The 23,490-nt window shown below is 68.5% G+C and carries 17 protein-coding genes; 7 read left to right on the top strand and 10 right to left on the bottom strand.

Annotated features, from left to right (window positions below):
* Positions 1-390: 390 nt before the first annotated feature.
* Positions 391-3,477, top strand: coding sequence for a replicative DNA helicase (locus GPY60_RS03585; RefSeq protein WP_197283521.1), 3,087 nt, complete (start codon positions 391-393; stop codon positions 3,475-3,477).
* A 97-nt stretch (positions 3,478-3,574) separates the two neighbouring features.
* On the opposite strand, the gene mdlC is transcribed toward GPY60_RS03585, so the two are convergent.
* On the bottom strand, positions 3,575-5,188 hold the full coding sequence (mdlC, locus tag GPY60_RS03580) for a benzoylformate decarboxylase (RefSeq protein ID WP_156686245.1): 1,614 nt from the start codon (positions 5,186-5,188) through the stop codon (positions 3,575-3,577).
* Between the two features lie 228 nt (positions 5,189-5,416).
* On the opposite strand from mdlC, the gene GPY60_RS03575 reads away from it, so the two are divergent.
* Positions 5,417-6,256 carry a serine hydrolase gene (locus GPY60_RS03575; protein ID WP_156686244.1) on the top strand — a complete coding sequence of 280 codons (840 nt, stop codon included), beginning with the start codon at positions 5,417-5,419 and terminating at the stop codon, positions 6,254-6,256.
* Positions 6,257-6,373: 117 nt separating this feature from the next.
* Complete coding sequence (locus GPY60_RS03570; RefSeq protein WP_370462643.1) at positions 6,374-6,895, top strand: DUF4262 domain-containing protein; 522 nt, start codon at positions 6,374-6,376, stop codon at positions 6,893-6,895.
* A gap of 47 nt (positions 6,896-6,942) precedes the next feature.
* Here GPY60_RS03570 and GPY60_RS03565 read toward each other — a convergent pair whose 3' ends face one another.
* A complete protein-coding gene (locus GPY60_RS03565; protein ID WP_156686243.1) occupies positions 6,943-7,974 on the bottom strand; it encodes a fused (3R)-hydroxyacyl-ACP dehydratase subunits HadA/HadB in 1,032 nt (343 codons plus the stop codon).
* A 160-nt stretch (positions 7,975-8,134) separates the two neighbouring features.
* On the opposite strand from GPY60_RS03565, the gene GPY60_RS03560 reads away from it, so the two are divergent.
* Positions 8,135-8,488 (top strand): UBP-type zinc finger domain-containing protein, encoded by a 354-nt coding sequence (locus GPY60_RS03560; protein WP_156686242.1) that lies wholly within the window; start codon positions 8,135-8,137, stop codon positions 8,486-8,488.
* A 20-nt stretch (positions 8,489-8,508) separates the two neighbouring features.
* Here GPY60_RS03560 and GPY60_RS03555 read toward each other — a convergent pair whose 3' ends face one another.
* Together GPY60_RS03555 and GPY60_RS03550 are read right to left on the bottom strand one after the other, a co-directional pair.
* The gene (locus GPY60_RS03555) at positions 8,509-9,078 is read right to left on the bottom strand and encodes a DUF2231 domain-containing protein (protein WP_156686241.1); all 570 of its coding nucleotides are present in this window, start codon (positions 9,076-9,078) and stop codon (positions 8,509-8,511) included.
* A gap of 130 nt (positions 9,079-9,208) precedes the next feature.
* On the bottom strand, positions 9,209-9,898 hold the full coding sequence (locus tag GPY60_RS03550) for a class I SAM-dependent methyltransferase (protein WP_156686240.1): 690 nt from the start codon (positions 9,896-9,898) through the stop codon (positions 9,209-9,211).
* Between the two features lie 87 nt (positions 9,899-9,985).
* Here GPY60_RS03550 and GPY60_RS03545 point away from each other — a divergent pair, with 87 nt between their 5' ends.
* Together GPY60_RS03545 and GPY60_RS03540 are read left to right on the top strand one after the other, a co-directional pair.
* On the top strand, positions 9,986-10,279 hold the full coding sequence (locus tag GPY60_RS03545) for a hypothetical protein (protein WP_156686239.1): 294 nt from the start codon (positions 9,986-9,988) through the stop codon (positions 10,277-10,279).
* A gap of 234 nt (positions 10,280-10,513) precedes the next feature.
* Positions 10,514-11,233 carry an NUDIX hydrolase gene (locus GPY60_RS03540; protein WP_156686238.1) on the top strand — a complete coding sequence of 240 codons (720 nt, stop codon included), beginning with the start codon at positions 10,514-10,516 and terminating at the stop codon, positions 11,231-11,233.
* 267 nt (positions 11,234-11,500) lie between these two features.
* Here GPY60_RS03540 and GPY60_RS03535 read toward each other — a convergent pair whose 3' ends face one another.
* Genes GPY60_RS03535 through GPY60_RS03525 form a run of 3 tightly spaced genes read right to left on the bottom strand, consistent with a single transcriptional unit; the run spans position 11,501 to position 16,910 of the window.
* Positions 11,501-13,051 (bottom strand): protein kinase, encoded by a 1,551-nt coding sequence (locus GPY60_RS03535; protein ID WP_156686237.1) that lies wholly within the window; start codon positions 13,049-13,051, stop codon positions 11,501-11,503.
* A 49-nt stretch (positions 13,052-13,100) separates the two neighbouring features.
* A complete protein-coding gene (locus GPY60_RS27485; RefSeq protein WP_156686236.1) occupies positions 13,101-14,990 on the bottom strand; it encodes a serine/threonine-protein kinase in 1,890 nt (629 codons plus the stop codon).
* Positions 14,991-15,020: 30 nt separating this feature from the next.
* Positions 15,021-16,910 carry a serine/threonine-protein kinase gene (locus GPY60_RS03525; RefSeq protein WP_231639291.1) on the bottom strand — a complete coding sequence of 630 codons (1,890 nt, stop codon included), beginning with the start codon at positions 16,908-16,910 and terminating at the stop codon, positions 15,021-15,023.
* Between the two features lie 255 nt (positions 16,911-17,165).
* Between GPY60_RS03525 and GPY60_RS03520 the strand changes: the two genes are divergently transcribed.
* A complete protein-coding gene (locus GPY60_RS03520; RefSeq protein WP_156686234.1) occupies positions 17,166-18,443 on the top strand; it encodes an alpha/beta hydrolase-fold protein in 1,278 nt (425 codons plus the stop codon).
* On the opposite strand, the gene GPY60_RS26520 is transcribed toward GPY60_RS03520, so the two are convergent.
* The 3 genes from GPY60_RS26520 to GPY60_RS03510 form a co-directional block, all read right to left on the bottom strand.
* Positions 18,404-18,571: a hypothetical protein gene (locus GPY60_RS26520; RefSeq protein WP_197283520.1), complete on the bottom strand. Its 168-nt coding sequence runs from the start codon at positions 18,569-18,571 to the stop codon at positions 18,404-18,406. The two genes, GPY60_RS03520 and GPY60_RS26520, sit on opposite strands and share 40 nt — an antisense overlap.
* 230 nt (positions 18,572-18,801) lie before the next feature.
* A complete protein-coding gene (locus GPY60_RS03515) occupies positions 18,802-19,101 on the bottom strand; it encodes an STAS domain-containing protein (protein WP_156686233.1) in 300 nt (99 codons plus the stop codon).
* Positions 19,101-23,309 (bottom strand): SpoIIE family protein phosphatase, encoded by a 4,209-nt coding sequence (locus GPY60_RS03510; protein ID WP_156686232.1) that lies wholly within the window; start codon positions 23,307-23,309, stop codon positions 19,101-19,103. The genes GPY60_RS03515 and GPY60_RS03510 overlap by 1 nt, the downstream gene beginning before the upstream one ends.
* Positions 23,310-23,490 lie beyond the last annotated feature (181 nt).

Below are 23,490 nucleotides of genomic sequence, written 5' to 3'. Positions count from 1 at the left end.
GCCCCCTCTTTACCGTGCCGTAACGCTGCCAAAATGCGGCGGAAAACCAACACGCCCGGCGCGGTAACCTGCGGCGACACGCCGTAGAGATTCTTGTCCACACCACATGCAGGGCGTTGTATGGCGCTTATCAGCGTTGATGTCCCAGCACCCCGATTTGATCCACAGGTTCTGCACAACCCGTTCAACACAGGTGTCGACGGATATGCACACTCCATGCACAGGTTCATGAACAGCGCCCCTTTCGGGCGCTCGCAGCAACGTTTAACGTCGTCCCGGCGCGAGGCGTGCGGGCGCGATCGGGTGAAGTGTCGGCGCCTTGACTTACGCTCTGAAAACAAATGATCGAATATACGTTCGGGTGCGTGTGTCAAGGGGAGGAGGGAGTCCGTGGCGGTCGTCGATGACCTGGCGCCGGGCATGGATTCGTCGGCGCCCAGTGAGGACTATGGCCGTCAGCCCCCGCAGGATCTCGCGGCGGAGCAGTCGGTCCTGGGCGGGATGCTGCTGAGCAAGGACGCCATTGCCGACGTGTTGGAGCGGCTGCGGCCCGGGGACTTCTACCGCCCGGCGCACCAGAACGTCTACGACGCGATTCTGGACCTCTACGGACGTGGGGAGCCGGCGGACGCCGTGACGGTCGCCGCGGAACTCGACCGCCGCGGCCTGCTGCGCCGCATCGGCGGCGCGCCCTATTTGCACACGCTGATCTCGACGGTGCCGACGGCCGCCAACGCCGGGTACTACGCGGGCATCGTCGCCGAGAAGGCCCTCCTGCGCCGGCTCGTGGAGGCGGGCACGCGGGTCGTGCAGTACGGGTATGCGGGCGCCGAGGGTGCCGACGTGGCCGAGATCGTCGACCGGGCGCAGGCCGAAATCTACGAGGTCGCCGAGCGGCGGATGTCCGAGGACTTCGTGCCGCTCGAGGACCTGCTGCAGCCGACGATGGACGAGATCGATGCCATCGCGTCCAACGGGGGCATCGCGCGCGGCGTGCCGACGGGCTTCACCGAGCTCGACGAGGTGACCAACGGCCTGCACCCCGGACAGATGATCATCGTGGCGGCCCGGCCGGGCGTGGGGAAAGCGCTCGCGCTGGACACACCGCTGCCCACGCCGAACGGCTGGACGACGATGGGTGACGTCGCGGTCGGTGATGAATTGCTCGGCGCGGACGGGCGCCCGACGCGGGTGGTGGCCGCGACCGACGTGATGCTGGGGCGGCCCTGCTACGCAATCGAATTCTCCGACGGCACGACGATCGTCGCCGACGCGGCGCATCAGTGGCCGACGGGCCGCGGCATCCGCACCACCGCACAGTTGCATTCCGGCTGGGACAGCATCGCCGCGGCCGGGTCGAGCGCTTACCACTCGAGTCACCAGGCCACGACCGCGCTGATGGCGCCGGCCCTCCGGATCCAGTCGGTGCGTCGCGTGGACACCCTTCCCGTGCGCTGCGTCCAAGTGGACACGGCGCCGCACCTCTACCTGGCCGGTCGCGGCATGGTGCCCACCCACAATTCGACGCTCGGGTTGGACTTCATGCGGTCGTGCTCGATCAAGCACCGCATGGCGAGCGTCATCTTCTCGCTGGAAATGAGCAAGTCCGAAATCGTGATGCGCCTGCTGTCGGCGGAGGCAAAGATCAAGCTGGCCGACATGCGTTCGGGCCGGATGAACGACGACGACTGGACCCGGCTGGCGCGGCGGATGAGCGAAATCAGCGAAGCGCCGCTGTATATCGACGATTCGCCGAACCTGACGATGATGGAGATTCGCGCGAAGGCGCGAAGGCTGCGGCAGAAGGCCGACCTCAAGTTGGTGGTCGTCGACTACCTGCAATTGATGACGTCGGGGAAGAAGGTCGAGTCGCGCCAGATCGAGGTGTCCGAGTTCTCGAGGCAGCTCAAGCTTTTGGCGAAAGAGATCGAGGTCCCGGTGGTGGCGATCAGCCAGCTCAACCGTGGCCCTGAACAGCGCACCGACAAGAAGCCGATGTTGTCGGACCTTCGTGAGTCGGGTTGCCTGACCGCCAACACACGAATCTTGCGGGCGGACAACGGCGCTGAGGTGACTTTCGGGGAGCTGATGCGTACCGGCGAGCGTCCGCTGGTGTGGTCGCTGGACGAGCGGCTGAGGATGGTCGCCCGTCCGATGACCAACGTCTTCCCCAGCGGCCACAAGGAGGTATTCCGGCTGCGCCTGGCGTCGGGGCGCGAGGTTGAGGCCACCGCCAATCATCCTTTCATGAAGCTCGAAGGCTGGACCCCGTTGGGCGAGTTGAAGGTTGGCGACCGAATCGCGACTCCTCGACGCGTGCCCGAACCGGTGAACACCGAGCGCATGAACGAGTCGGAACTTATTCTGCTGGCCCACATGATCGGTGACGGTTCGTGCGTGAAGAAGCAACCGATCCGGTATGCGTCTATCGACGAGGCGAATCTGGTTGAGGTCACGGTGTCCGCCGCGCATTTCGGCGTGACCGCCGTTCGCGACGACTACCCGGCCGCACGGGTGACCACCCTGCGGTTGCCGGCGCCGGAGCGGTTGACTCACGGCAAGCGCAACCCGATCGCGGCGTGGCTCGACGGGCTTGGGCTGTTTGGGAAGCGCAGTCACGAGAAATTTGTGCCAGAGGCCGTCTTTCGTGCGCCCAACGATCAGGTGGCGCTGTTCCTCAGGCACCTGTGGGCGACAGATGGGTCGGTGCGCTGGGATGAGAAGGTCGGTCAAGGCAGGATCTACTACGCGTCAACGAGCCGACGCCTGATCGACGACGTCGCTCAGTTACTGCTGCGGGTGGGCATTCACGCGAGGATCAAGCGGGTGACGAAGCCCGGCTATCGCGATGGGTGGCACCTGTACATCTATGGCGCGGAAAATCAGGCAAAGTTCCTCCGACACGTCGGTGTGCACGGAGCCAGGTCGGTTGCGGCCCAAAGGGTCCTGGCTGAGCTCGAGGGAGTGGTGCGTAACACAAACCTCGACACCGTCCCGCGGGAGGTATGGGCTCAAGTTCGAGAAGCTCTGTCGAACAGGCAAATGACGCACCGCCAATTTGCTGCTGCCATGGCGACTCAGTTCTGCGGGTCGACCATGTGGAAGCATGCGCCCAGCCGGTCACGACTACACCGTGCGGCCATCGTGCTCGATGACCCAGACATGCATGACTTGGCGACCAATGAAGTCTACTGGGACAGCATTGTCGAGATAACGAGCCTTGGCACACAGGATGTCTACGACGGAACCGTCGACGGCACACACAATTTCGTTGCCAACGGCATCAGCGTCCACAACTCGCTCGAACAAGATGCCGACATGGTGATCCTGCTGAACCGGCCGGACGCGTTCGAGCGCGACGACCCGCGCGGGGGAGAGGCGGATTTCATTCTCGCCAAGCACCGTAACGGCCCGACCAAGACGGTCACCGTCGCCCACCAGCTGCACCTGTCGCGGTTCGCCAACATGGCGCGTTGAGTTCATTGCTCAAGCAAATTGGTCACGTCTCAACCGAATGGCCACATAGAGCGCGGCCGCGAACGCCTCCACGATCGCGGCATCCATACGAGGTCTCCTAACTCCCGAATCCACCCGGCACGGGCGTGGTTCGAGCGTTGATCAGGGTCGGTCGTTCGCGGTCGGCGATCCCGGCTTTGACCAACTCGAATACCTCGTCGGAACTGTGTGCTTCATGGGCGTCGACGCCGTAGCTGGCCGCGGTGGTGACGATGTCCAGGCCGGGGATGTCAAGGCCGGGCACGTTCGGGGTCTTTTCCCAGACGCCGAATTCTTTGACCACCCCGTATTCGGCGTTGGACGCCACGACAACGGTGAGCGGAATGTTGTAGCGCGCGGCGCTCCACAGCGCGGTGATCGCATAGTGGATCGACCCGTCACCCATCAATGACACGACGGGACGATCCGGGGCCGCGATTTGAGCGCCGACGGATGCGGGTAGGCCCCAGCCGAGTCCGCCGCCGGCCGCGGACAGATGCGATTGCGGCTTGCTTGGGCGGATGCTTCCGGTCATGGGGATCTCGTTGCTGCCGGCTTCGCTGACCCACAGTGTGTCTTCGGGTGCGGCGTGGGCAACGGCGGTCCATAGGTCTGTGGGTTTGAGCGGCACCTGCGCCGAAACGCGTTCGGGGACCGCGGTTCTCGGTGCGGGGGCGGGGCGCTGGGTGGGTTTAACCGCTGCCGCCAATGCGCGGGTCGCGGTGCGGATGTCGGCGACGATGGCGTCCCCGACCGGGGCGCGGGCGGCTTCGTCGGGATCGTTGGTGATGTGGATCAGGCGTGTGCCTTCCGGCAAGTAAGGCCCGGGCACCATGGGGTAGTAGCGGAACACCGGCGTGCCGACCGCGAGGATGAGGTCGTGTCCGGCGAGGATCTGCGAGATCCAGCCCGCACCTGGCGGGAGCGCGCCGTGATAGAGCCGGTGGTTTTCCGGGAATCCGCTCCAGCCGGTCAACGGGGCGGTGAACACCGCTGATTGGGTGCGCTCGGCCAGCTCGATCACCGCGTCGTAGGCGTCGTAGCGGTCGATGTCGCCGCCAACAACGATTGCCGGTGATGTGGCGGCGTCCAGTTGTGCACCGACTTGCTCGGCCAGTTCTGTCGGGAAACCGGCCGCGTGGGTCACCGTGCGGTCTCGCACCACCGTGATATCGGCGAGCTGTTCACCGGTGAGTTCGACCGGCATATCGTCCATCGGCAGCGACACGAACACCGGCCCCATCGGCGGGGTGGTCGCCAAGTGAATGGCTCGCGTCAGCACGGCAGGGGATTCACTGGCGGTCGCGGGCTCGGCAGCCCACTTCACGAAAGGCTTTGGTGTGGTGGTGGGTTCGTGATTCGTCAACAGGCAGTACTGGTTTTGCATGTTCCGGCGCTGATTGCCCGCCGTGATGATGAGCGGTGTCTTGTTCACGTAGGCGTTGTAGATCTGGCCTTGTGCGTTACCCATGCCGGGCGCGGTGTGCAGGTTGACCACCGCGGGCCGCCGGGTGACCTGTGCGTACGCGTCGGCCATCCCGACCGGGATCATCTCCTGCAGGCCAAGAAAATAGCGGAAGTCGTCGGGAAAATTTTGCAGCAGAGCTAATTCGGAGGAGCCGGGGTTGCCGAACCAGGTGGTCAAATCGTGTGAGCGGAAGAGGTCGAGGATGGCGTCGCGCACTGTGGTCATTGAGTGATCTTCGCTCTCGAGCGAAGTTTTCGCAGGGTTCAGTCAGCGACTTCGACGAGCTGGGCGAGCAGTTCATCGAGTTCAGCGCTGACCAACCTCTGACAAGACTTCACCGGCGACCTGGCCGCAGACCACACGGATTGATCGCCGGTGACTTCACGGCGCGATAATCAACGGCATGCCGCTAGCTGCGCGCGATGCTGTCGATGCTCCCGAGCTATCCCCGCTGTGACACCTGAAGAGGTGCTCCAGCGATCTATCGACGATGTCATGGGTGCGAGCGCCGACATCGATTGGTCGGTTTGCGTTCGAAGTGCCGCAGGTCACGAACTCGCCTCCTGGAATGCCGATCGTCCGATGAAGACCGCGAGCGTCGGCAAGCTGCTGTTACTTGTCGAGACCGCACGGCAATGCGCAGAGGGCGATCTCAGCGGGGCTACCTTGCTCGGCCGGGATGCAGCGCTCCTGGTCGCCGATTCGGGGATCTGGCAGCACCTTAACGTCGAGAGATTATCCATCCACGATCTCTGCGTTCTGATTGCCAGCGTCAGCGACAATCTGGCCACGAACGTCCTGCTCAAAAGGGTGGGCTTGCGTGCGCTTCGCGACCGTGCCGAATCCCTCGGCTTGGTCCACACGGCCTTGCTGGACTACGTCCGGGATCACCGAGGCCCAGCCGACCCTGCGACGCTGTCTACCGGCTCGGCATCCGAGTTGTCGCGTCTGATGAGTCAGCTGGCGCGCAACGAGCTGATATCGGCAACGGTTTCAGAACAGGTGAACGCCTGGCTGGCAACCTCCGTAGACCTATCCATGGTCGCGGGCCCGTTCGGGCTTGACCCGCTGGCCCATGCGACGTCGGATCGAAACCTCCTTATTCGTAACAAGACTGGCGCTGACGCCGGGGTCAGAGCGGATGTCGGAACGATTGGGCGAGACTCCGTCCGGTTCGACTATGCGGTGATCGCCAATTGGGATGCCTCGGACGGCGACCTGCGAGACGCGGCGCTGGCGGGGATGCATGCCATCGGCACGACACTGAGGACCATGATCGAAACTGCTTCGTGAACGATCCGAATGAGGCCTCGGCGCGCCTTTTCTCGCGGCGCACGGGTTCATTGTCGTTCGGCTATGCCGAATTAATCCCGCTATCGGTACTGGTTTCGGCAACTTGTCGGAGGGTGCGTGCATGCTGGCGCACAACCACGACGGAAGGGACCGACGATGTGCTGGCAATGTGACAACCCGGGCGGCACAACCGAGGAGTACCTGGACGAACTGCGTGCAACCATCCTCGACCACGGCTGGGCGGTGCAGTACGTCGAGAGCGAGAACAGACCGTTCGCTTACACGGTCGGCCTGCACGGTCGAGGGCTACCCGAATTGCTGATGACGGGTCTGCCCCCGGACACGAGTTGTCGCGTGCTGAATTCCATCGCTCACATGATCGTTGACGACGGCACACACCTTGCTCCGGCGATGCACATCGACTATGAGAACAGGTTTCTCATCGAGGTGACCGAGGTCGAGCATCCCGATGTCCACTTGAAGTTAGCGGCCACGCTCTTCGGCCCCCGGATTCGAGCGTTGCAACTGGTGTGGGCCGACGATAAAGGCCGTTTCCCTTGGGAGGCGGGTTGGGGGCATGGCCGTCGCCGGCAGCCGGTGCTGGGCGCCCGGGCTCCCTGGCCCGGCTCGGCGGCATAGAACGCGCAAATCGCCGCGCCGGCGCGCCGATGCGCGTCAAGGTCCGCTCAGCGAAAGCGCACGTTCACCGTCGCCAGCCCGAAGATTTTCCGCCCCCCGGACTTCGCGCCTACGATGACCGCCCCGGAGCGCGTCTCCGGGTCCAAAGATTTGATCCGGCCGCTGAATTCGACGTCGGCGCCCTCCGCCGCCGACACGATCGCGGGCTGCGACAGCCGCACCGCGTACCGCGTCACCGCGCCGGGATCGCCCGTCCAGGCCGAGACGAACCCCGAACCGAGCCCCATGGTGAGCATGCCGTGGGCGATCACATCGGGCAGGCCGGCCTGCTTGGCGATCTCCTCGTCCCAGTGGATCGGGTTGGCGTCGCCCGCCACGCCGGCGTAGTTTACCAGGTCGCCGCGGGACAGCCGGGCGTGGTGGACAGGCAGCTCGTCGCCGACGTTCACGTCGTCGAAGGACGGCGTCCCCGGTGTGCGGGTCGCGCTGCCGTCGGCGATCTGGACGTCGCCTTCGGGGCGCACGGTCTTGTGGTAGACGGCGTCGGACTCGTGGATTGCGAGTATGTCGACGTCGTGCATCATCTTGTTCGCTGCGGCCGTCTTGATCGCCGGATCGACATCCTCGGAAGTAATGCCGACGACGGTGGTGTGCAAGGTATGGACCCGCTCCCCGGCCGTGTCGGTGAAGGTGTTGGTCACGGTGATGAGGTCCCGACCGGCGAACCTGCGCACCGACGACAGTTCGACGTCGACGAGCAGTTCGTCCCCCTCGACGATCGGGCGGTGCTGCTCGAAGACCTCCTCGGTCTGCATGTAGGTGTCGTAGCCGACGACCACCGATTCGAACAAGCGGCGGTTGCAGGCCATGCCCGGAACGGACGTGAACGTCATGGGCGCCACCAGACCCGCATAACCCAGGTCCGCGGCGGCGGCGACATCCCAGTGCGCCGGGTGGTAGTCCTGCACCGCCCGCGCGTACTCACGTACCTTTTCGCGGCCCACTAGGTACGTGCCGTCCATCTGGTAGTAATGGCCGACCCGCGCTTGCAGCTCCGACTCTTCTACTGCTGCGGTCATGAATTCGCTCAACTTGTCTATCGGCTTGTTGATGAGGCCGACCACAGCACCCTAGCGTGCGCGCACAGCGGCAATGCCGGCCGACACTCCTCGCTGCCCGATGCTCTCGCGACGGCCGACCTACAATGCTGCTACCGCCATCGGCCGGAAAGGGATCGCGATGACTGCGCCGGTCGACCCCTCGGTTCCACCCAGCGGCACGGGATGCGTGGAGTGCGAAGCCGTCGGCGGTTGGTGGGTTCACCTGCGGCGCTGTGCCGCCTGTGGGCACATCGGGTGCTGCGACGAGTCCCTCGCCCGGCACGCGACGGCGCACTGGAAGAACACGGGTCACCCCGTTATCCGGTCGTTCGAGCCGGGCGAGGACTGGTTCTGGAACTACGACACCAACGATTACTACGACGGGCCGGAACTCGCCCCACCGGAATGTCGTCCCGAGGACCAAACAGCCCCCGGCCCGCGCGGCAGGGTGCCCCGCAACTGGGGCTATCTGATCCGCCACCGCGACGGCTGACGAGCGTCCACGCGAGTTCGTCAGGCGGCGCGCTGGTATTCGATGGGGCTGCGGTGGGTCGCCGCGCGCAGCGGTTGCCACCGGAACACGCCGGCGCCCTGGGCGTACGACAGGTGCCCGCCGAGGGCACCGCCCACGCTCAGCACGGTCAGGCCCAGCAGCGTGAAGGCCCGCGCCGCGCCCAGCCGCTCCCGCCGGTAGGCCCGGTAGGCGAGCGAGAACATGACGACCCCCACGAAGTTCGACGCCGCATGCACCAGGCCCACACGCTGCTGCCGCCGACCGAGCAGCACGTAGTCGGCCCAACCGGCCAGCAGGGTCGGCGGGGTCGCGGCGAGCCCGACCGCGACGAGTCGGCGGGCGGTCGCGACGTCCCGGAACACCACGTCGAAGACCACCGACGTCATCCAGGTGCCGATCGGCAGCGTGACCAACAGCGGATGCACGGGGTGGCCGAGCCAGGAGCCGCGCAGGGCGCGGGCCAGGCGGCCATGGCCGATCAGCCGGCCGGCGATGTGTGATGCGGCGGAGGCCGGCGGATCGAGCGCTTTGATCCGTTCGGCGCTGCCCAGGGCGTCATGCAGATTCATGCGGAGGGTTTACCCCCTCGTGAAACTTCGAACCCCGCACCCGCCCGCGGCCAAACTGAGGCTACAAACGAATCTTCGCGAATGCCCCGAAAAATGTTGCGCGGCAACCAATCCTTCGGAACAACGAGGCTCAGCCGAGGTGGGCCGACAGCAGCCAGGCGCCGATCGACTTGCGGCCGTTGCCCTCGTCGCGGATGTCGGCGCCGGAGAAGGCGCGGAAACCCTCGACGAACTCGTCGGGCACGTTTGCGTGAATACGGGCCGGGCGAACCTCGTCGATCACCCAGTACTTGGACACCACCGCGCGCAACTCGTCCTCGGTGACCGCATTGACCGGTCCGTCTGGCGGCATGCCGGCGCGGTCGAAGACCAGCACGAAGTACGACGCCCCGGGCGCGGCGGCCCGCACGATCGACTGCTGATACCCCTCCCGCAACTCGAGCGGCATTGAGTGGAAAAGGGTGGAGTCGACGATCGTGTTGAAGCGACCGTCGTACCCAGTGAAGGCGCTGATGTCCGCGACGTCGAAGGTCGCATTCGTCAGCCCCCGCCTGGCCGCCTCCTCGCGCGCCAGCGCGATGGCGGTGGGGGACTGGTCCAGGCCGACGGTGGTGAAGCCCCGCTCGGCCAGGTGCAGCGACACCGCGGCCTCGCCGCATCCGGCGTCGAGCACGACGCCGTGGAACTTCCCGGCGTCGATCAGTGCGGCGATTTCGGGCTGCGGTTCGCCGATGCTCCACGGTGGCCGGGTGCCCTCGCCCATTTCCGCGGCCTCGCCGCGGTAGGCGGATTCGAACATCTCTTGAGTCGGCTGAGTCATGACCCCTGTATATCAGCCTAGCTGATATGAGTCAAGCTTCTTGATATAGCTTTGGTGGACCGGCAGGTGGGGCGCTAAGGTATACGGTTGTTCACCGATGGACTGGTGCACCGTGCGGACATGGAGAGCTTTTCGATGCTGGAGCGAGAAATAGGCCGAGTCGCGGACGTCGCCTTCGATGCCGTGGACGCGACCATCACCCGCATGGTGCGCGTGGTGGGGTTCGTCTCGACGGCCGTGGCGCGGGCCGCTCGCGAAATATCGGACCTGGCGTGGGACTACCAGGATCTCGCCGGTGATCTGCGTCGGCCCGAACCAGAGTCGAAGGCCGATTCCCGGCGGCCTCAGCTGCGTCTTCTGGTGACGAAACCGTCCGCTTGAGGGGCGGCGACGGAGGACCGGGCTGGCTTCTTAACACGGAGGTTGCAATCCCTTTGTCGCCTGGCGAAGGACAAGACGCAACCTTCTCCGATCCGTCGCTGATTTAAGACCCTACGGACGGCCGGACCGATGATTCAGGGCCGAAGGTCCTCGGTATTTGAGCATTAGGGTCCACGAGATCTCCCGCTCCTCGTCGCCGGACGCGCTACGCCGCCCCCTGCCTATAGTCGAGCAGTGACCATCCGGTACGACGAGGCGCTCCGCGAGCGGGTTCGGGCGCACCTGAAGGCGCACGACCGCCGCACGGTGACCGACGCGAGCAAGCGGCACGCGGCCGTCGCGGTGGTGCTGGTGGATTCGCGCGTCGGGGAGGACAGGGTGGACCCCGCGCCGGTCGACGAATGGAACGCCGACCGGCCGATGCCGGAGGCCGGCCTCGACGGCCGCATGGTCAACGTCTCGGGCGGTGCGGCGTTCCTGCTGTGCCGCAGGGCGGCACGTCTGACGTCGCATGCCGCGCAGTGGGCGCTGCCGGGCGGTCGTCTCGACCCCGGTGAGACCGTCGTCGACGCGGCGCTGCGGGAGTTGAGTGAGGAGGTCGGCGTCGCGCTTCCCGACTCGTCGGTGCTCGGCCTGCTCGACGACTACGCGACGCGGTCCGGGTACGTCATCACGCCGGTGGTGATCTGGGGCGGCGGCCGGCTCGACCCGCGGCCGGCGCCGCAGGAGGTGGTGGCGGTCTACCGGGTGGGTCTGCACGAATTGCAGCGCGACGACTCCCCGCGCTTCATCAGCATCCCGGAGAGCCAGCGGCCGGTGGTGCAGATTCCGTTGGGGAACGACCTCATTCACGCACCGACGGGCGCCGTGCTGTTGCAGCTGCGGTGGCTGTGCCTCGAGGGCCGCGACGACCCGGTCGGAGAGTTCGAGCAGCCGGTGTTCGCCTGGCGATAGGTCAACCGGGTCAGGCCGCTGCCGTCCTCTGAGTCGAGAGGACGTTGACTTCGGAGTGCAGGTGACCGCAGGCCGCGCATCGGACCTCGTACTCGAGGGTGTTCGCCCCGCGGTCCAGGAATCGATAGTCGGCCCAGGCCATGCACCTCGGGCAACGGGTACGACCGCGTTCCACCGCCATCGGCTGCGTCCCTTCACTCTGCTATGAGGCGGTAAGTACCCGTTTCCCGACACGTCGAATCGTTGGCGAACGACTGTTCCGGTGAATCATCGGTCGGGGGCGAACTTCAACACCTGCCCCGGCCTCACGATCCGGTTGTTCCTGTCGAGCGTGGCGTTCTCGGCGATGTAGAGGTTGTCGGCCGAGTCGACGGCCACGGTGGAAGCGCGCTCGGAGACAGGCACTTTCGTGGCGGTCGTCCCACCGGCCGGCAGCTCGAACAACCCGGCCGTCTTCTGCCAGGCGTCGGCGACGAAGAGGTTTCCGGCGGAGTCGATCGCAAACCGACTGGCTTCGAGCAGGCCCGGGAAGGAGAGGGCGGTCGGGGTGTCGGCGTTGGCCACGAGTTTGCGGACCCGGCCCTTCCCGGTGCCCCGGATGGTGTCACCGAGGTAGACGGTGCCGGCCTTGTCGACCGCCACCGCGCGCGGCAGGTCCACGTCGGCGAAGGGAAGGTCTGTTGAGCGGGTGTCTCCCGGGGCCAGCCTCTTCACTCCGTACTTGACGTCCAGGCCGCCGCCGGCCTCGTCGCCGGCCGCGTAGGCGGTACCTGCCGCATCGACGGCGATGGCCTGGATGTTCACGAATCCGCGGAACGGCAGCCGGATCGGGCTGGGCGCGCCCGGCGCGAGCTCCCAAACGCTCGTTCCGTCGCACAGGTAGAGGTTGCCGGCGCCGTCGGTGGCCATGTCGGACGCCAGGCGGAAATCGATGCCCGGCACGGTTTTCGCGGTCGGGCTGGTGGCGGACGGGGGCAGCGTGAAGAGCCGGCGTGTCCCCAGATCACCCTCTGCGACGCCCGGAGTCAGCGACCCGAGGACGTAGACACCTCCGGCGGCATCGACTGCGATGCTCTGGGCCTGGTTCAGGTCGGGGAACGGCAGGGGCGTGGGCGCGGCGGTGTAGGTGTGCTGGCTCGGCGTGGTGTCCGAATGACGGGTGAGGCGGGGAACGGCGACGGCGGCCGCGGTCCCGATCAGGGCCACGGCGACGACCGCGAGCACGGCGATGAGCACGCGTCGCCGTCGCCTCGGCCGCGCGACGGGAGAGGGCAGGGGTTGCCATTCGGCGTGGCCGTGGGACGGATACCCGCCGGGCGCAGAGGGTCTCGTGAGCCGATTGCTCGGTCCGTCATGGTGCGCGGTGGCCAGGGCGTGCCGGGCGGCGTCGGCCAGCTCCGCGGCGCTGCCATAACGCTCGCCGGGATTGGGGGCCATGCCACGGGCGATCACGCGGTCGAACTCGGGCGGGATGCCGGGCCGGCGCTGACTGGGAGGCACGACGATCGGCATCGGGGGGAAGCCGGTGAGGCACTCGTAGAGAACGCCGGCCAGGGCGTAGATGTCGGCGCGGTAGCTTGCCTCGCTGTTGCGCATCCCTTCGGGGGACCGCTGCTGTGGCGACGGGAACGCCCGGGGATCCGCCAGGTAGGCGCGCCCGTCGTCGGACAGCAGGATGGTGGCCGTCGTGACCTCGCGATGGAGCGACTCGGTGGCGTGGAGGTGGTCGATTGCCGCGGCGATCTGGCACACCAGGTCGACGGCCCGCGCGGGCTCCATCGGCCCGCGCGCCAGCACCGTCCGCAGGTCGGTGCTCACGTGCCGGCCCCGATCCGCGGCCGGGGGTGGGTTTGGCTGGCGCGTCCCATCACGCGACCGCAAGCTTGAGCAGGCGCTTGTTCTCGGTCAGGTAGAGGTTGCCGGCCTCGTCGAGCGCGATTCCGCCGAATTCCTGACTTTCGGTGGCGAACAACTGTATTGATGTGTTCGCCCCGGCGGGAAGCCTGATCACCCGCCCCATGAGGTTCGCGTTGTCGAGCACATAGACGTCGCCGCGCGCGTCGACCGCCAGCCCATGGGCCGAGCCGAGCGCGGCGAACGGCAGCTGATCCGCGGTCGGGGCGCCGGGCCTAAGCCTGAACACCCGGCCGCGGTCGGCGGCGTAGACGTTGCCCGTCTTGTCGACCGCGACGCTGGTGAAGTACCCGCTGCCGAGGGGGAGCACCGTCGGATTGGTGGCGCCCACGGGCAGTTCGAGCACCCGGTCGACGCTTGCGGTGTACACGTTCCCGGCCGCGTCGGTTGCGACATCCTCGGGGCGGATCCGGCCGAAGGGCAATTCCGTTGCGCCCGTTGCGCCGGGCGGCAGCTTCCACACGCGCCCGGCGCCGTTGCTCTTGGTCCAGTCGACGACATAGACGTTTCCGGCCCCGTCTGCCGCGACGCGTTTCGGGTCCTCCAGGGGAGGAAAGGGCAACTCCCGGGCCGCGGTGGCGCCGACGGGAAGTTCGAGCACGCGCTTCGCGATTTCGTCGACCACGTAGATGTCACCCCGGTCGTCCACGGCCACGCCCAGGAGATCGCCGGTCCCCACGACCGGCAACGGCGTCGCGTTGAGCGGCGGGGCGGTGCTCGTCGCGGCGGCCGAACGCGACGTCGTGGTGGCGCCGGGCGCGCCGCCGGGGGAAGTGGACCGATTGCCGACGCGGACCAGGGCGACCGCGGCGATGGAGGCGGCGATGACCGCCGCGATGACGACGGCAATGACGATGCGGCGCCGGGCTTTTCGAGGTTTCGCCGGCGGGTGGAATGCCGGCGGGGCCGCCCTCGGAACCGTGCGGTCACGATCCTGCTGCCACGGCTGCGTGGTCGGCGCGCTCGCCCATCCCTGTTCGGGTGCGCCGGTGTGCAGTGCGCGTTGGGCCGCGGCGGCGAGCTCGCCGGCGCTGCGATAGCGCTCGCCGGGGTTCTTGGCCATGCCGCGCGCGATCACCTCGTCGAAGCCCACGGGAAGCCCCGGCCGCTGCCGGCTGGGCAGGGGGATCGGCGCGGTCAGGTGGGCGGCCACCAGCGACGGGATTTCGTCGCGGCCCGGGAACGGGTGCGATCCGGTCAGACATTCGTAGAGCACACAGGCCAGGGCGTAGATGTCGGCGGCGGGGGTGACCTGGCCGTTGGTGAGTCGCTCCGGCGCGAGGTAAGCGAACGAGCCGATGGTGGTGCCCTCGCTCGTGAGCTTGGTGTCGGTGGCCGCGTTCGCCAGGCCGAAGTCGACCAGCGAGGCGAAGTCGTTGCGGCCCAGCAGGATGTTGGCGGGCTTGACGTCGCGGTGGATCACCCGCTCGGCGTGCGCGGCGTCCAGCGCGGAGGCGATCTGGCGGGTGATGGCCACCGCCCGCCCCGGGTCCAGCGCCCCCTCGCGGTCGAGCACGCCCTGCAGGTCGGTGCCGTCGATGAGCCGCATGTCGATGTAGAGCTGGCCGTCGATCTCGCCGCAGCTGTGGACGGGCACGACGTGCGGATCGTGCAGCCGTCCCGCTGTGCGGGCCTCGCGAAACAGCCGCTCCCGGAACGCCGGGTTGTGAGAGTAGCTGCTGGACAACAGCTTCAGGGCCACCACGCGATGCATCGCGGTGTCCTCGGCCTCGTAGACCTCGCCGAACCCGCCCCGGCCCAAGAGGCGCCTCAGCAGGTACGGGCCGAACCGGGAGCCGGCGCGCGGGCCGGAAGGATGGGTATCGGTCGGTTCATCGACCACGCCGGCCCCCCGCCGTCGACATATCGGTGATCACGCTCCCGCACCCAGTTCCAGGACCCTGCCGTCCGTGCAGCTGTCGGCGTTGTTGCAGTCGACCACATAGATCTCGCCGGCCTCATCGGTGGCCAACCCGCGCGGGTAGTTCAGCCCCGGGAAGTGCAGCTCGGCGGACGCCGCCGCGCCGGAGGGCAACTTCCACACCCGATGCTTGAACGGATCGGAGACGTATACCGTCCCATCCTTGGCGGCGGCCACGCCGTAGGGCGCGTCGAGGCCCCCGAAGGGCAGTTCGGTGGGGATGGAGGCGCCGGCGCCGAGCTTCAGCACATGCCGGCCGCCGCTGTCGACGACGTAGACGTTGCTGTCGCCATCGACCGCGATGCCCACCGGTGAGTCAAGGGGGGTGGTGGGCATCAGCCGCGTGGGCTGCGTGTCACCGGCCGACAGCTTGAGCACCTCCTTCAGGGCCTGGTCGGCGACGTAGACGCTCCCGTCCTTGCCGGCGGCCACGCCCACCGGGTTCCCGAGGGGCCCGAACGGCATGAGATGCGGGCCCCGGGCCCCGGGCGTCAACTGCCAAACCGCGGACGCGTGCGTGTCGGTGGCGTACACGTTGTCGTGGGCGTCGACAGCGACACCTTCGGCGAACAGGTCCCCGAAGGGCAACTCCACGGGAGCGTCGCGGCCTTCGGCCAGTTCGAGGATGCGTCCGTTCGGGGAGTGGGGTGTCAGTTCGGCGACGTAGATGGTGCCCCGGCCGTCCAACGCGACGCCGCGGGGAAGGGCAAGCTTGGGGAACGGCAGGGTGACGGGAGCCGTCGACGAGGGCCGCGGCCGAGAGGCGGCCTGCTGGGCCGGACCGCGCCGATGGGTGATCGCGATGGCCGCCACGGTGGCGGCGGTCGCGACGACGACGGCGAGCGCGGCCACGATCGTGAGCAGGCGACGGCGCGACCCGCGGCGCGGCGGCGGCGGGCCGACGGCCGGGGACGGATGCTGGGCGGGGGGCGGCGCCGGCGTCGATTCCCAGGGTTGCGTCGTCGACACCGCGGGACCGCGGCGCGCGGGCGCCACCACCGCCTCCGCGGCGGCGGCGAGTTGGCCTGCGCTCTGGTAGCGGTCGCCGGGGTTCTTGGCCATGCCGCGGGCGACGACGGCGTCGAATCCCGCGGGGATTCCCGGTCGCTGGCGGCTGGGCACGGGGATCGGGGCGGTCATGTGCGCGGCCATCAGCTCGGGCAGTTCGCGGTGCGCCGAATACGGGGCGCGACCGGTCAGGAGTTCGTAGAGGACGCAGGCGAGCGCGTAGACGTCACAGCGGTGGTCGACGGGCTCGCCGGTGAGCCGTTCGGGCGCGACGTAGTCGAAGGTGCCGACGGCGGTGCCGGGCTTGGTGAGCCTGGCGTCCCCCGCGGCGTTCGCCAACCCGAAGTCGACGAGGCTGGCGAAGCCGTCACCGGCCAGCAGGATGTTGGCGGGTTTCACGTCGCGATGGATCACGGTCTCGGCATGGGCGGCGTCCAGCGCGTCGGCGACCTGCCGCACGATGGACACCGCCCGGCCCGGCTCCAGGGGGCCCTCGCGTTGCAGCAGAGTCGCCAGGTCGACGCCGCGGACCAGCCGCATGTCGATGTAGACCTGGCCATCGATCTCCCCGCACCCGTGGATGGGCAGCACGTGCGGTTCGCGCAGCCGCCCGGCCGTGCGCGCCTCGCGGAACAAGCGCTCACGGAACACCGGGTCCTGGGAGAAGGTGCCGCTCAACACCTTCAGCGCCACTACGCGGTGCATCGCGGTGTCCTCGGCCTCGTACACCTCGCCGAAACCCCCGGCCCCCAGCAGCCGCGTGAGCCGATAGGGGCCGAACAGCGAGCCCACCCGCGAATCGGCCGGCCGACCCACCGCCGGATCCTCGCCCACCCCCACCACCTCAGCTACTGCGCGGCGCCACGCAACGACAACACCGAAACATCCTGCCATGGTCAATTCACCCGGCCCCGCGGCAACCGGCGCGCGACCAGCGAATGCGGTCGTCGGCCAGCGTTTTCCGGCACCGGCGCCGGGGTATCAGCCTGCCACCCATGACAACGGTGCCGCGGGTCGCAATGACTCCCGACACCCCGACGACCGGGCGGTCGGCAACTGCTTATCCCAGATCTCGGGCGCGCGTCGCTCATGCACGGTCCGATCCCCGTGGCCCTGCAGGTGATCACCGGCGCGGCGCTGGCCTATGTCATCGTCCGGCGGGGCCGGCGCTGGCGGACCCTCTGGGTGCCCCTGGCCGCGGCGGTGGGGGCGGCAACCGGCAGCGTGGCCCATGAGTGCTACAGCAACCTCGGACTGGCGAGCGAGCCTCCGCCGTGGCGGATGTGGGGGTGGGTGTGCCTGGTGGGGGTAGCGACCGCCGCGGCGGTATTCGGTTGGCGCGGCGCGGGCTGGTGGCGCCGGAACGCGGCCGCGTTCGCGTGGTCGTTCTGCCTGCTGTGCACCGGGCTTACGATCAACGGGTGGTTGGGCTACTTCCCGACGGTCTCGTCGGCGTGGGGCCAGCTCACCGGCGGCCGGCTGCCGGATCAGACCGACCTGCAAACGGTCCGGGCCTTCAAGGCCAAAGGGGTTGCGCCGCAACGCGGCGCGGTGCTGGCCGTCGACACCGGGACGGGCGGATCGGGTTTTCGCCACCGCACCGAGTGGGTGTACCTTCCGCCGGCCTGGTTCGCCGCGGCGCCACCGCGGCTCCCCGCGATCGCGATGATCGGCGGCGAATTCAACACCCCGGCCGACTGGATTCGCGCCGGTGACGCGGTTTACACCCTGGACGCGTTCGCCTCGGCACACGCCGGGCGGGCCCCCGCCGTCGTCTTCGCCGACCCGAGCGGCGGTTTCGCCGTCGACACCGAATGTGTCAACGGGTCGCGGGGAAACGCCGCCGACCATGTGACCGACGACGTGGTGCCCGCGGTGCAGCGCGCCTTCGACGTTGGGGGACAGGGGAAATGGGGCGTGGTGGGATTCTCTTCCGGGGGCACCTGCGCGGTCGACTTCGCGGTCATGCACCCCGAGCTGTTCAGCGCGTTCGTCGACATCGGCGGCGACCTCGGTCCGAATGCCGGCACCCGCGAGCAGACCATCGATCGGCTCTTCGGGGGCGACGCGGAACAGTGGTCGAGGTTCGATCCCGGCACCGCGATCGCCCGGCACGGACCGTACGCCGACCTGTCCGGCCTCTTCGCGGTGTCGAGGGCGGGCAAGAAGGCGGGCGTGGGTCAGGCCGCCGCCGAATCCCTGTGTGCGCTGGGCGCCGCCAGGGGAATCGACTGCGACATCGTCGAATACCCTCAGCGGCAACGGCATTCACGGCGACACTGCCGTGGCTCATGGACCGGCTCGACGGCGAGCAGGCGAGGTAGCCGTCAGCGGGTGCTCTCGTCGGCCAGGTCGTGGTGGGACTGATGGCGACCCGGCGCGTCCGGGTCGTTGTCCCGCTGCTCCAGCTGCTCCTGCAATTCGCGCTGCTCCTCGGTCGCCTTCCTGGCGTCCTCGGGCGTCGGCGCGGGGTCGATGTTGTTCTGCTGATCCACCGGAGATCTCCTCGAACGTTGGTCGATGTCTCCGGTGAGGTTCGACCGAATCGCGCCCATCGAAACAAGCCGGGAAACAAGTCGCCGGAACAAGAGAGGGGGCGGTGCCGTGTTCACGCCTCTCGGCAAGTGGTCGCTCGAAGCGACGGTTCTGGTGTGGTACCCGGGGGAACGCACGACACCGCCGACCGGAACCAACGAGCACCCCGCCCCGCTTATTCCGCCGGATGTCAGAGCGGGGGCCGCACCGTCACCACGTCGGCGAGGCCGCTGAACTGCAGGAGCGGCATCAACACCCGGTTCGCGACGATCTCGATGTGGCCGACATGCGCGAAGAGGGTGTTGATCGCGGCGCTGTCCAGGTATTCCACCTGGCTCAGGTCGATCGTGACCGTCCCCCCGTCGGCGGTGGCCTCCCGCAGCGCCTCGATGAACTGGTCGATGTTGCTGAGGTCCAGCTCGCCCCGCGCGATCAGCACGCGCGTGCCGTCGGTCCGACGGGTGGCGGAGAGGATCAAGGGCGTGGCCATCAGGTGAGCCTCGCCCGCAACTCGACCACTGTGCCGCCGGTGCCGGCCGTGCCCGGCTTGATGCTGACGTCGTTCATCAGCCCCCGCATGAGGGTGATGCCCCGGCCGCGGTGAGAATCGGCGGCCTGTTGCGGTGTCTTCCAGCTGCCGGTGTCGGAGACCGTCACCCGGACCTGGTCGGCAAGCGCCGTCGCGTACAGGGTAACCGTGCCGGGGCCGTTGCGGTGCCCGTGCTCGATCGCGTTCGCGACAGCCTCGCCCGCGGCCATGAGCACACTCAGCGTCTGATCCGCGTCCACCCCGGCGCGTTTCAGCCAGGTCCGCAGGGCGGCGCGGGTGCTGGCCAGGTGGTTGACGTCGGCCTCGAAATCCGCTTCCAGCGGGGGCGGTTGGCGGTAGAGCAGCATGGCGACGTCGTCCTGATATCCGCCGTCGGGCGCGAGGCTCGACATGAGTTCGCCCGCAAGCTCTTCCAGCGAGGACGCGCCGCCGTCCCGGACGATCTCCGCCGCCTGGGCGATGCCGTCGTCCAGCGGGACGCGGCGGCGCTCGACGAGGCCGTCGGTGTAGAGCAGCAGGGTGGCGCGCGCCGGAAGGGTGATCCGGGCCTGTGGGCGCGGCCAGTCCTGCCGAAGCCGCAGCCCGAGGGGGATGCTGCGGCCCTCGTCGAGCAACCGGATCGTGCGATCGGCGTCGACCACCACCGGCGGTGGATGGCCCGCGCTGGCGTAGATCAACTCGCCGGTCTCGCTGGTGAGCACGGCGCAGAACGCCGTGGTGCATGCGGCGCCGGGCAGCTGCGCCGCGAAGCGGTCGAGCGCCTCGAGAGTGGCGCTGGGACTGGGGTTCTCGAGCAGGAGGGCGCGGCAGGCGCTGCGGAGCTGACCCATCACCGTCGCCGCCGTCAGGCCGTGGCCCACGCAATCCCCGACGATCAACGCCAGCCGCCCGTCGCCGAGGTCGACGACGTCATACCAGTCGCCGCCGATCTGCAGGGGCCGGGTCGCGGGCTGGTAGCGCACCGCGAATCCCGAAGGCAGCACGGCGGGGCCGAGCATCGCGTGCTGCAAGGCCAGCGCGGTTTCGCGCTGCTGGTCGATCTGATGCACCCGTTGCAGGCCCTGGCCCAGGCGGCCGGCCAGCACCGTCAGCAGCGTTTGGTCGTCGCCGGTGAACGGCCGGTACCGGGCGAGTTCGACCCAGATCACCAGGACGCCGCGGGGATGTTGCAGCGCGATGCCGGCCGTCTCCCGAGTGGTCGCGTCGGTGATCAGCATGTGCCCGTCACGCAGCGAGGTGATCGCGTCCCGGGTGGCTGCCGGCAGGTCCGCCCAGCGCGACGGCTCCCCGTCCGACACCAGGCTCGGTTCATCCGATCCCGACGCCGAGTCGGGGGCGGGTGCGGGGAACGTGGCGGCAAGCACCAGGCGGGCCCGCCACAGCTTGCGCAGCCCGCGGACGGCGGCCGACAGGGCGTCGTCGACCGAATCCGCCTGCGCGAGTTGCTCGTTGAGCTCGGCCAGGGCACTCTGTCGTTGCACCGTGTAGTGCTCGGTGGTGACGTCGCGGAACGTGCCGACGACGACCCGGCGGCCGGTGTCGGGGTCCCGGGCGTGGTTGACGGCGGTCCGGATCCACAGCCGATGACCGTCGCGGTGCACGGCGGGCACGACGTAGGTGCCGCTGGCCTCCCCCGACAAGGCCGCGAACAACCCGGCGCACTGCAGGTGGGCATCGCGGTCGGTCTCCGGATCGGGCCACCACGGGTGCATCGGCTGGTAGGGGATGCCGTCCTGCCCGTACCCGAGGACGTGGGCGAAGGCGGCGTTGATCTCGATGACGGCGCCGCGCTCGTCGCACACGAAGAACGCCTCCTGGATCGACTCGATCAACGCGCTGCGCCACCGCGCCTGGTGGTTGCGCAGCCGCGCGAGTTCGATGTTGGCGCGCACGCGGGCCAGCAGCTCCGCGGCGACGAAGGGCTTGACCAGGTAGTCGTCGGCGCCGGCGCGCAAGCCCTCGATGGACGCCTCCTGCCCGGCCCGCGCCGAGAGCAGCAGCACCGGCACCGCGGCCGTCCGCGCGTCCGAGCGCAGTGCCTTCACCAGCGCCATGCCGTCGAGCCGGGGCATCATCACGTCGCTGACCACGAGGTCCGGGGCGCTGTTTCGAACCGACTCGAGCGCGCGCACGCCGTCGCTGACGGAGTCGACCTCGTAGCCGGCCGCGCCCAACAAACGGCCCAGGTACTCGCGCATGTCGATGTTGTCGTCGGCGATCAGCACCCGCGGCGGCGGTCCCGAGCTCCACACCTGGCTGGCCGCGCTGACCGGTGCCAGCCCCACTTCGGGGCCGTCGGCCGACGTGGCGTCGACGTCGCTGGCCACCCAGCGCAGGGCCTCCTGCACGTACGGTTCGGCGCTGCCCGAGCCGCCGCGCGACGTTTCGGCGGCGGAGACGGCGTCGGCCGGCAGGTGCGCGACGCCCAGCGGCAGCCGGACCGTGAAGGTGGTGCCCAGGCCCTCGGTGCTGTCGACGGCGATGCTGCCCTCGTGCAACCCGACCAGCTCTTTGACGAGGGCAAGGCCGATCCCGCTGCCTTCCGAGGAGCGGGCGTAGGGGGTCTCGATGCGGTGGAACCGGTCGAAGAGCCTCGGGAGTTCCGTTGCGGGAACGCCGATCCCGGTGTCGCTGACCGTGACGACCGCGTCGGGGCCCTCGCGGCGGACGGCGACGGTGATCGAGCCCTGGAAGGTGAACTTCAGCGCGTTGGACAGCAGGTTGAGCACCACCTTCTCCCACATGTCGCGGTCGAGGTACACCGGCTCGTCCAGCGGTGGGCAGTCGACCCGCAACTCGAGCCCCGCCCGGTCGACGGCCGACCGGAAGATGCTGGCCAGGTCCGCGGTGACGCCGGCCAAATCGATCGGCTCGTAATGGGCTTGCATGCGGCCGGCCTGGATGCGCGAAAAGTCCAGCAGCGTGTTGACGAGCTTCATCAGGCGCAGCCCGTTGCGGTGGATGATCTCGAGTTCTCCACGCGTCTGCTCATCGAGTTGCGCCGTGTGCGAACGCAATTCGGCCAGCGGTCCCAGGATCAGGGTCAGCGGGGTGCGCAGCTCGTGGCTGATGTTGGAGAAGAACGTGGTCTTAGCCCGGTCAAGCTCCGCCAGCTCCTCGGCGCGTCGCTGCTGGGCCTGGTAGCTGCGGGCGCTGCCGATTCCCGCCGCAAGGTGCGCCCCGACCAGTTGGAGGAACGCGCGATAGCCCTCGTCGAGCGGACGGTAGCGGTTCAGCGCGGCGACCAGGACGCCGTAGGGGGCGGCGCCCTGCTGAGACAGCGGAACCACCAGCGCCTGCAGCGGCGGATCCGGCCAGGCTCCGGTCGGCAGGCCGGCCGGGAGGTCGTCGTCGAGTGCGATCACCATCGACTCGTTGCGGGGTGACTCTTCGGCGGTCCACACCAGGGAGCGGGCCGCCGTCAGCAGGGCCCGGGCGGCCGGATGGTCGGCCTCGATCCCGCTGAACCCCGCGAGCCGGGCCCCGCCGGTGTCGTCGAAGAGGCCGATGAGAGTGAACGGCAGATCCTGCTGATTCCGGCTGAGTTGGCGGCCGGCGAACGCCAGCATCTGGTCTTCGGTGCGCACCACGCTCGGGTCGGAGCCGAGGTCGCGCAGCGTGGCCATCCGCCGCTCCGCGATCACCTGCTCGGTGTCCTCCCTGACGACGCAGAGCATGCCGGCCACGTGGCCGTCCTCGTCGCGCAGGGGACTGTAGGAGAACGTGTGATACGACTCTTCGGCGTATCCCGACCGCTCGAGGAACAGCTGCAGCGCCGTGTCCCACGTCGCCTGCCCGGTCGAGAGCACCTGCTCGATGCGCGGGCCGATGTCGGTCCAGATCTCCGCCCAAACCTCCCGCGCGGGACGGCCCAGGGCCCAGGGGTATTTGCGGCCGAGGGTGGCGTGGCGGTAGGCCGCGTTGCAGAAGAAGGTGAGTTCCGGACCCCACGCCATCCACATGGAGAAGCGCGAGGACAGCACAGTGTTGACCGCGGTCTGCAGGCTTTGTGGCCAGCCGAGCGGCGATCCTAGCGGGGTCGCCGACCAATCGACCTTGGCGAGATCGGGCCGCAGTTCGTCGTCGGCGGCGAACACGGCGGCCTCCTTGGCGGCCGGCGATTGCGCGGTGCTGTCATCAGCACCCACCCGCCGTTCCTCTCTGGCGGAGCAAAGCCGAGGCGCCGCGGGGCGGCTGGCTCGCCCAGGCGGTTTGCTCTTCGGCGCTGATGGGAGCGCGATCCTGCAGACTGATCTTCGGAGCCTACCGGAGGGCGACCGGCGACCGGTATGGCACGGCCACGGCCAGACCAAGGGTGCCCTCAGCAAA

Origin of the sequence: Mycobacterium sp. Marseille-P9652 (genome assembly GCF_902652685.1) — a bacterium.
Lineage (GTDB): Bacteria > Actinomycetota > Actinomycetes > Mycobacteriales > Mycobacteriaceae > Mycobacterium.
Note: the sequence above shows the minus strand (reverse complement) of the source record. Positions and strands in the feature narration are given on the sequence as shown.

Bases quoted from the DNA above. Each gene is read 5' to 3' on its own strand.
- mdlC (WP_156686245.1), bottom strand. From the start codon at position 5,188: ATGACCACAGTGCGCGACGCCATCCTCGACCTCTTCCGCTCACACGAT.
- GPY60_RS03565 (WP_156686243.1), bottom strand. From the start codon at position 7,974: ATGACCGCAGCAGTAGAAGAGTCGGAGCTGCAAGCGCGGGTCGGCCAT.
- GPY60_RS03560 (WP_156686242.1), top strand. From the start codon at position 8,135: ATGACTGCGCCGGTCGACCCCTCGGTTCCACCCAGCGGCACGGGATGC.
- GPY60_RS03555 (WP_156686241.1), bottom strand. From the start codon at position 9,078: ATGAATCTGCATGACGCCCTGGGCAGCGCCGAACGGATCAAAGCGCTC.
- GPY60_RS03550 (WP_156686240.1), bottom strand. From the start codon at position 9,898: ATGACTCAGCCGACTCAAGAGATGTTCGAATCCGCCTACCGCGGCGAG.
- GPY60_RS03520 (WP_156686234.1), top strand. From the start codon at position 17,166: ATGCACGGTCCGATCCCCGTGGCCCTGCAGGTGATCACCGGCGCGGCG.
- GPY60_RS03515 (WP_156686233.1), bottom strand. From the start codon at position 19,101: ATGGCCACGCCCTTGATCCTCTCCGCCACCCGTCGGACCGACGGCACG.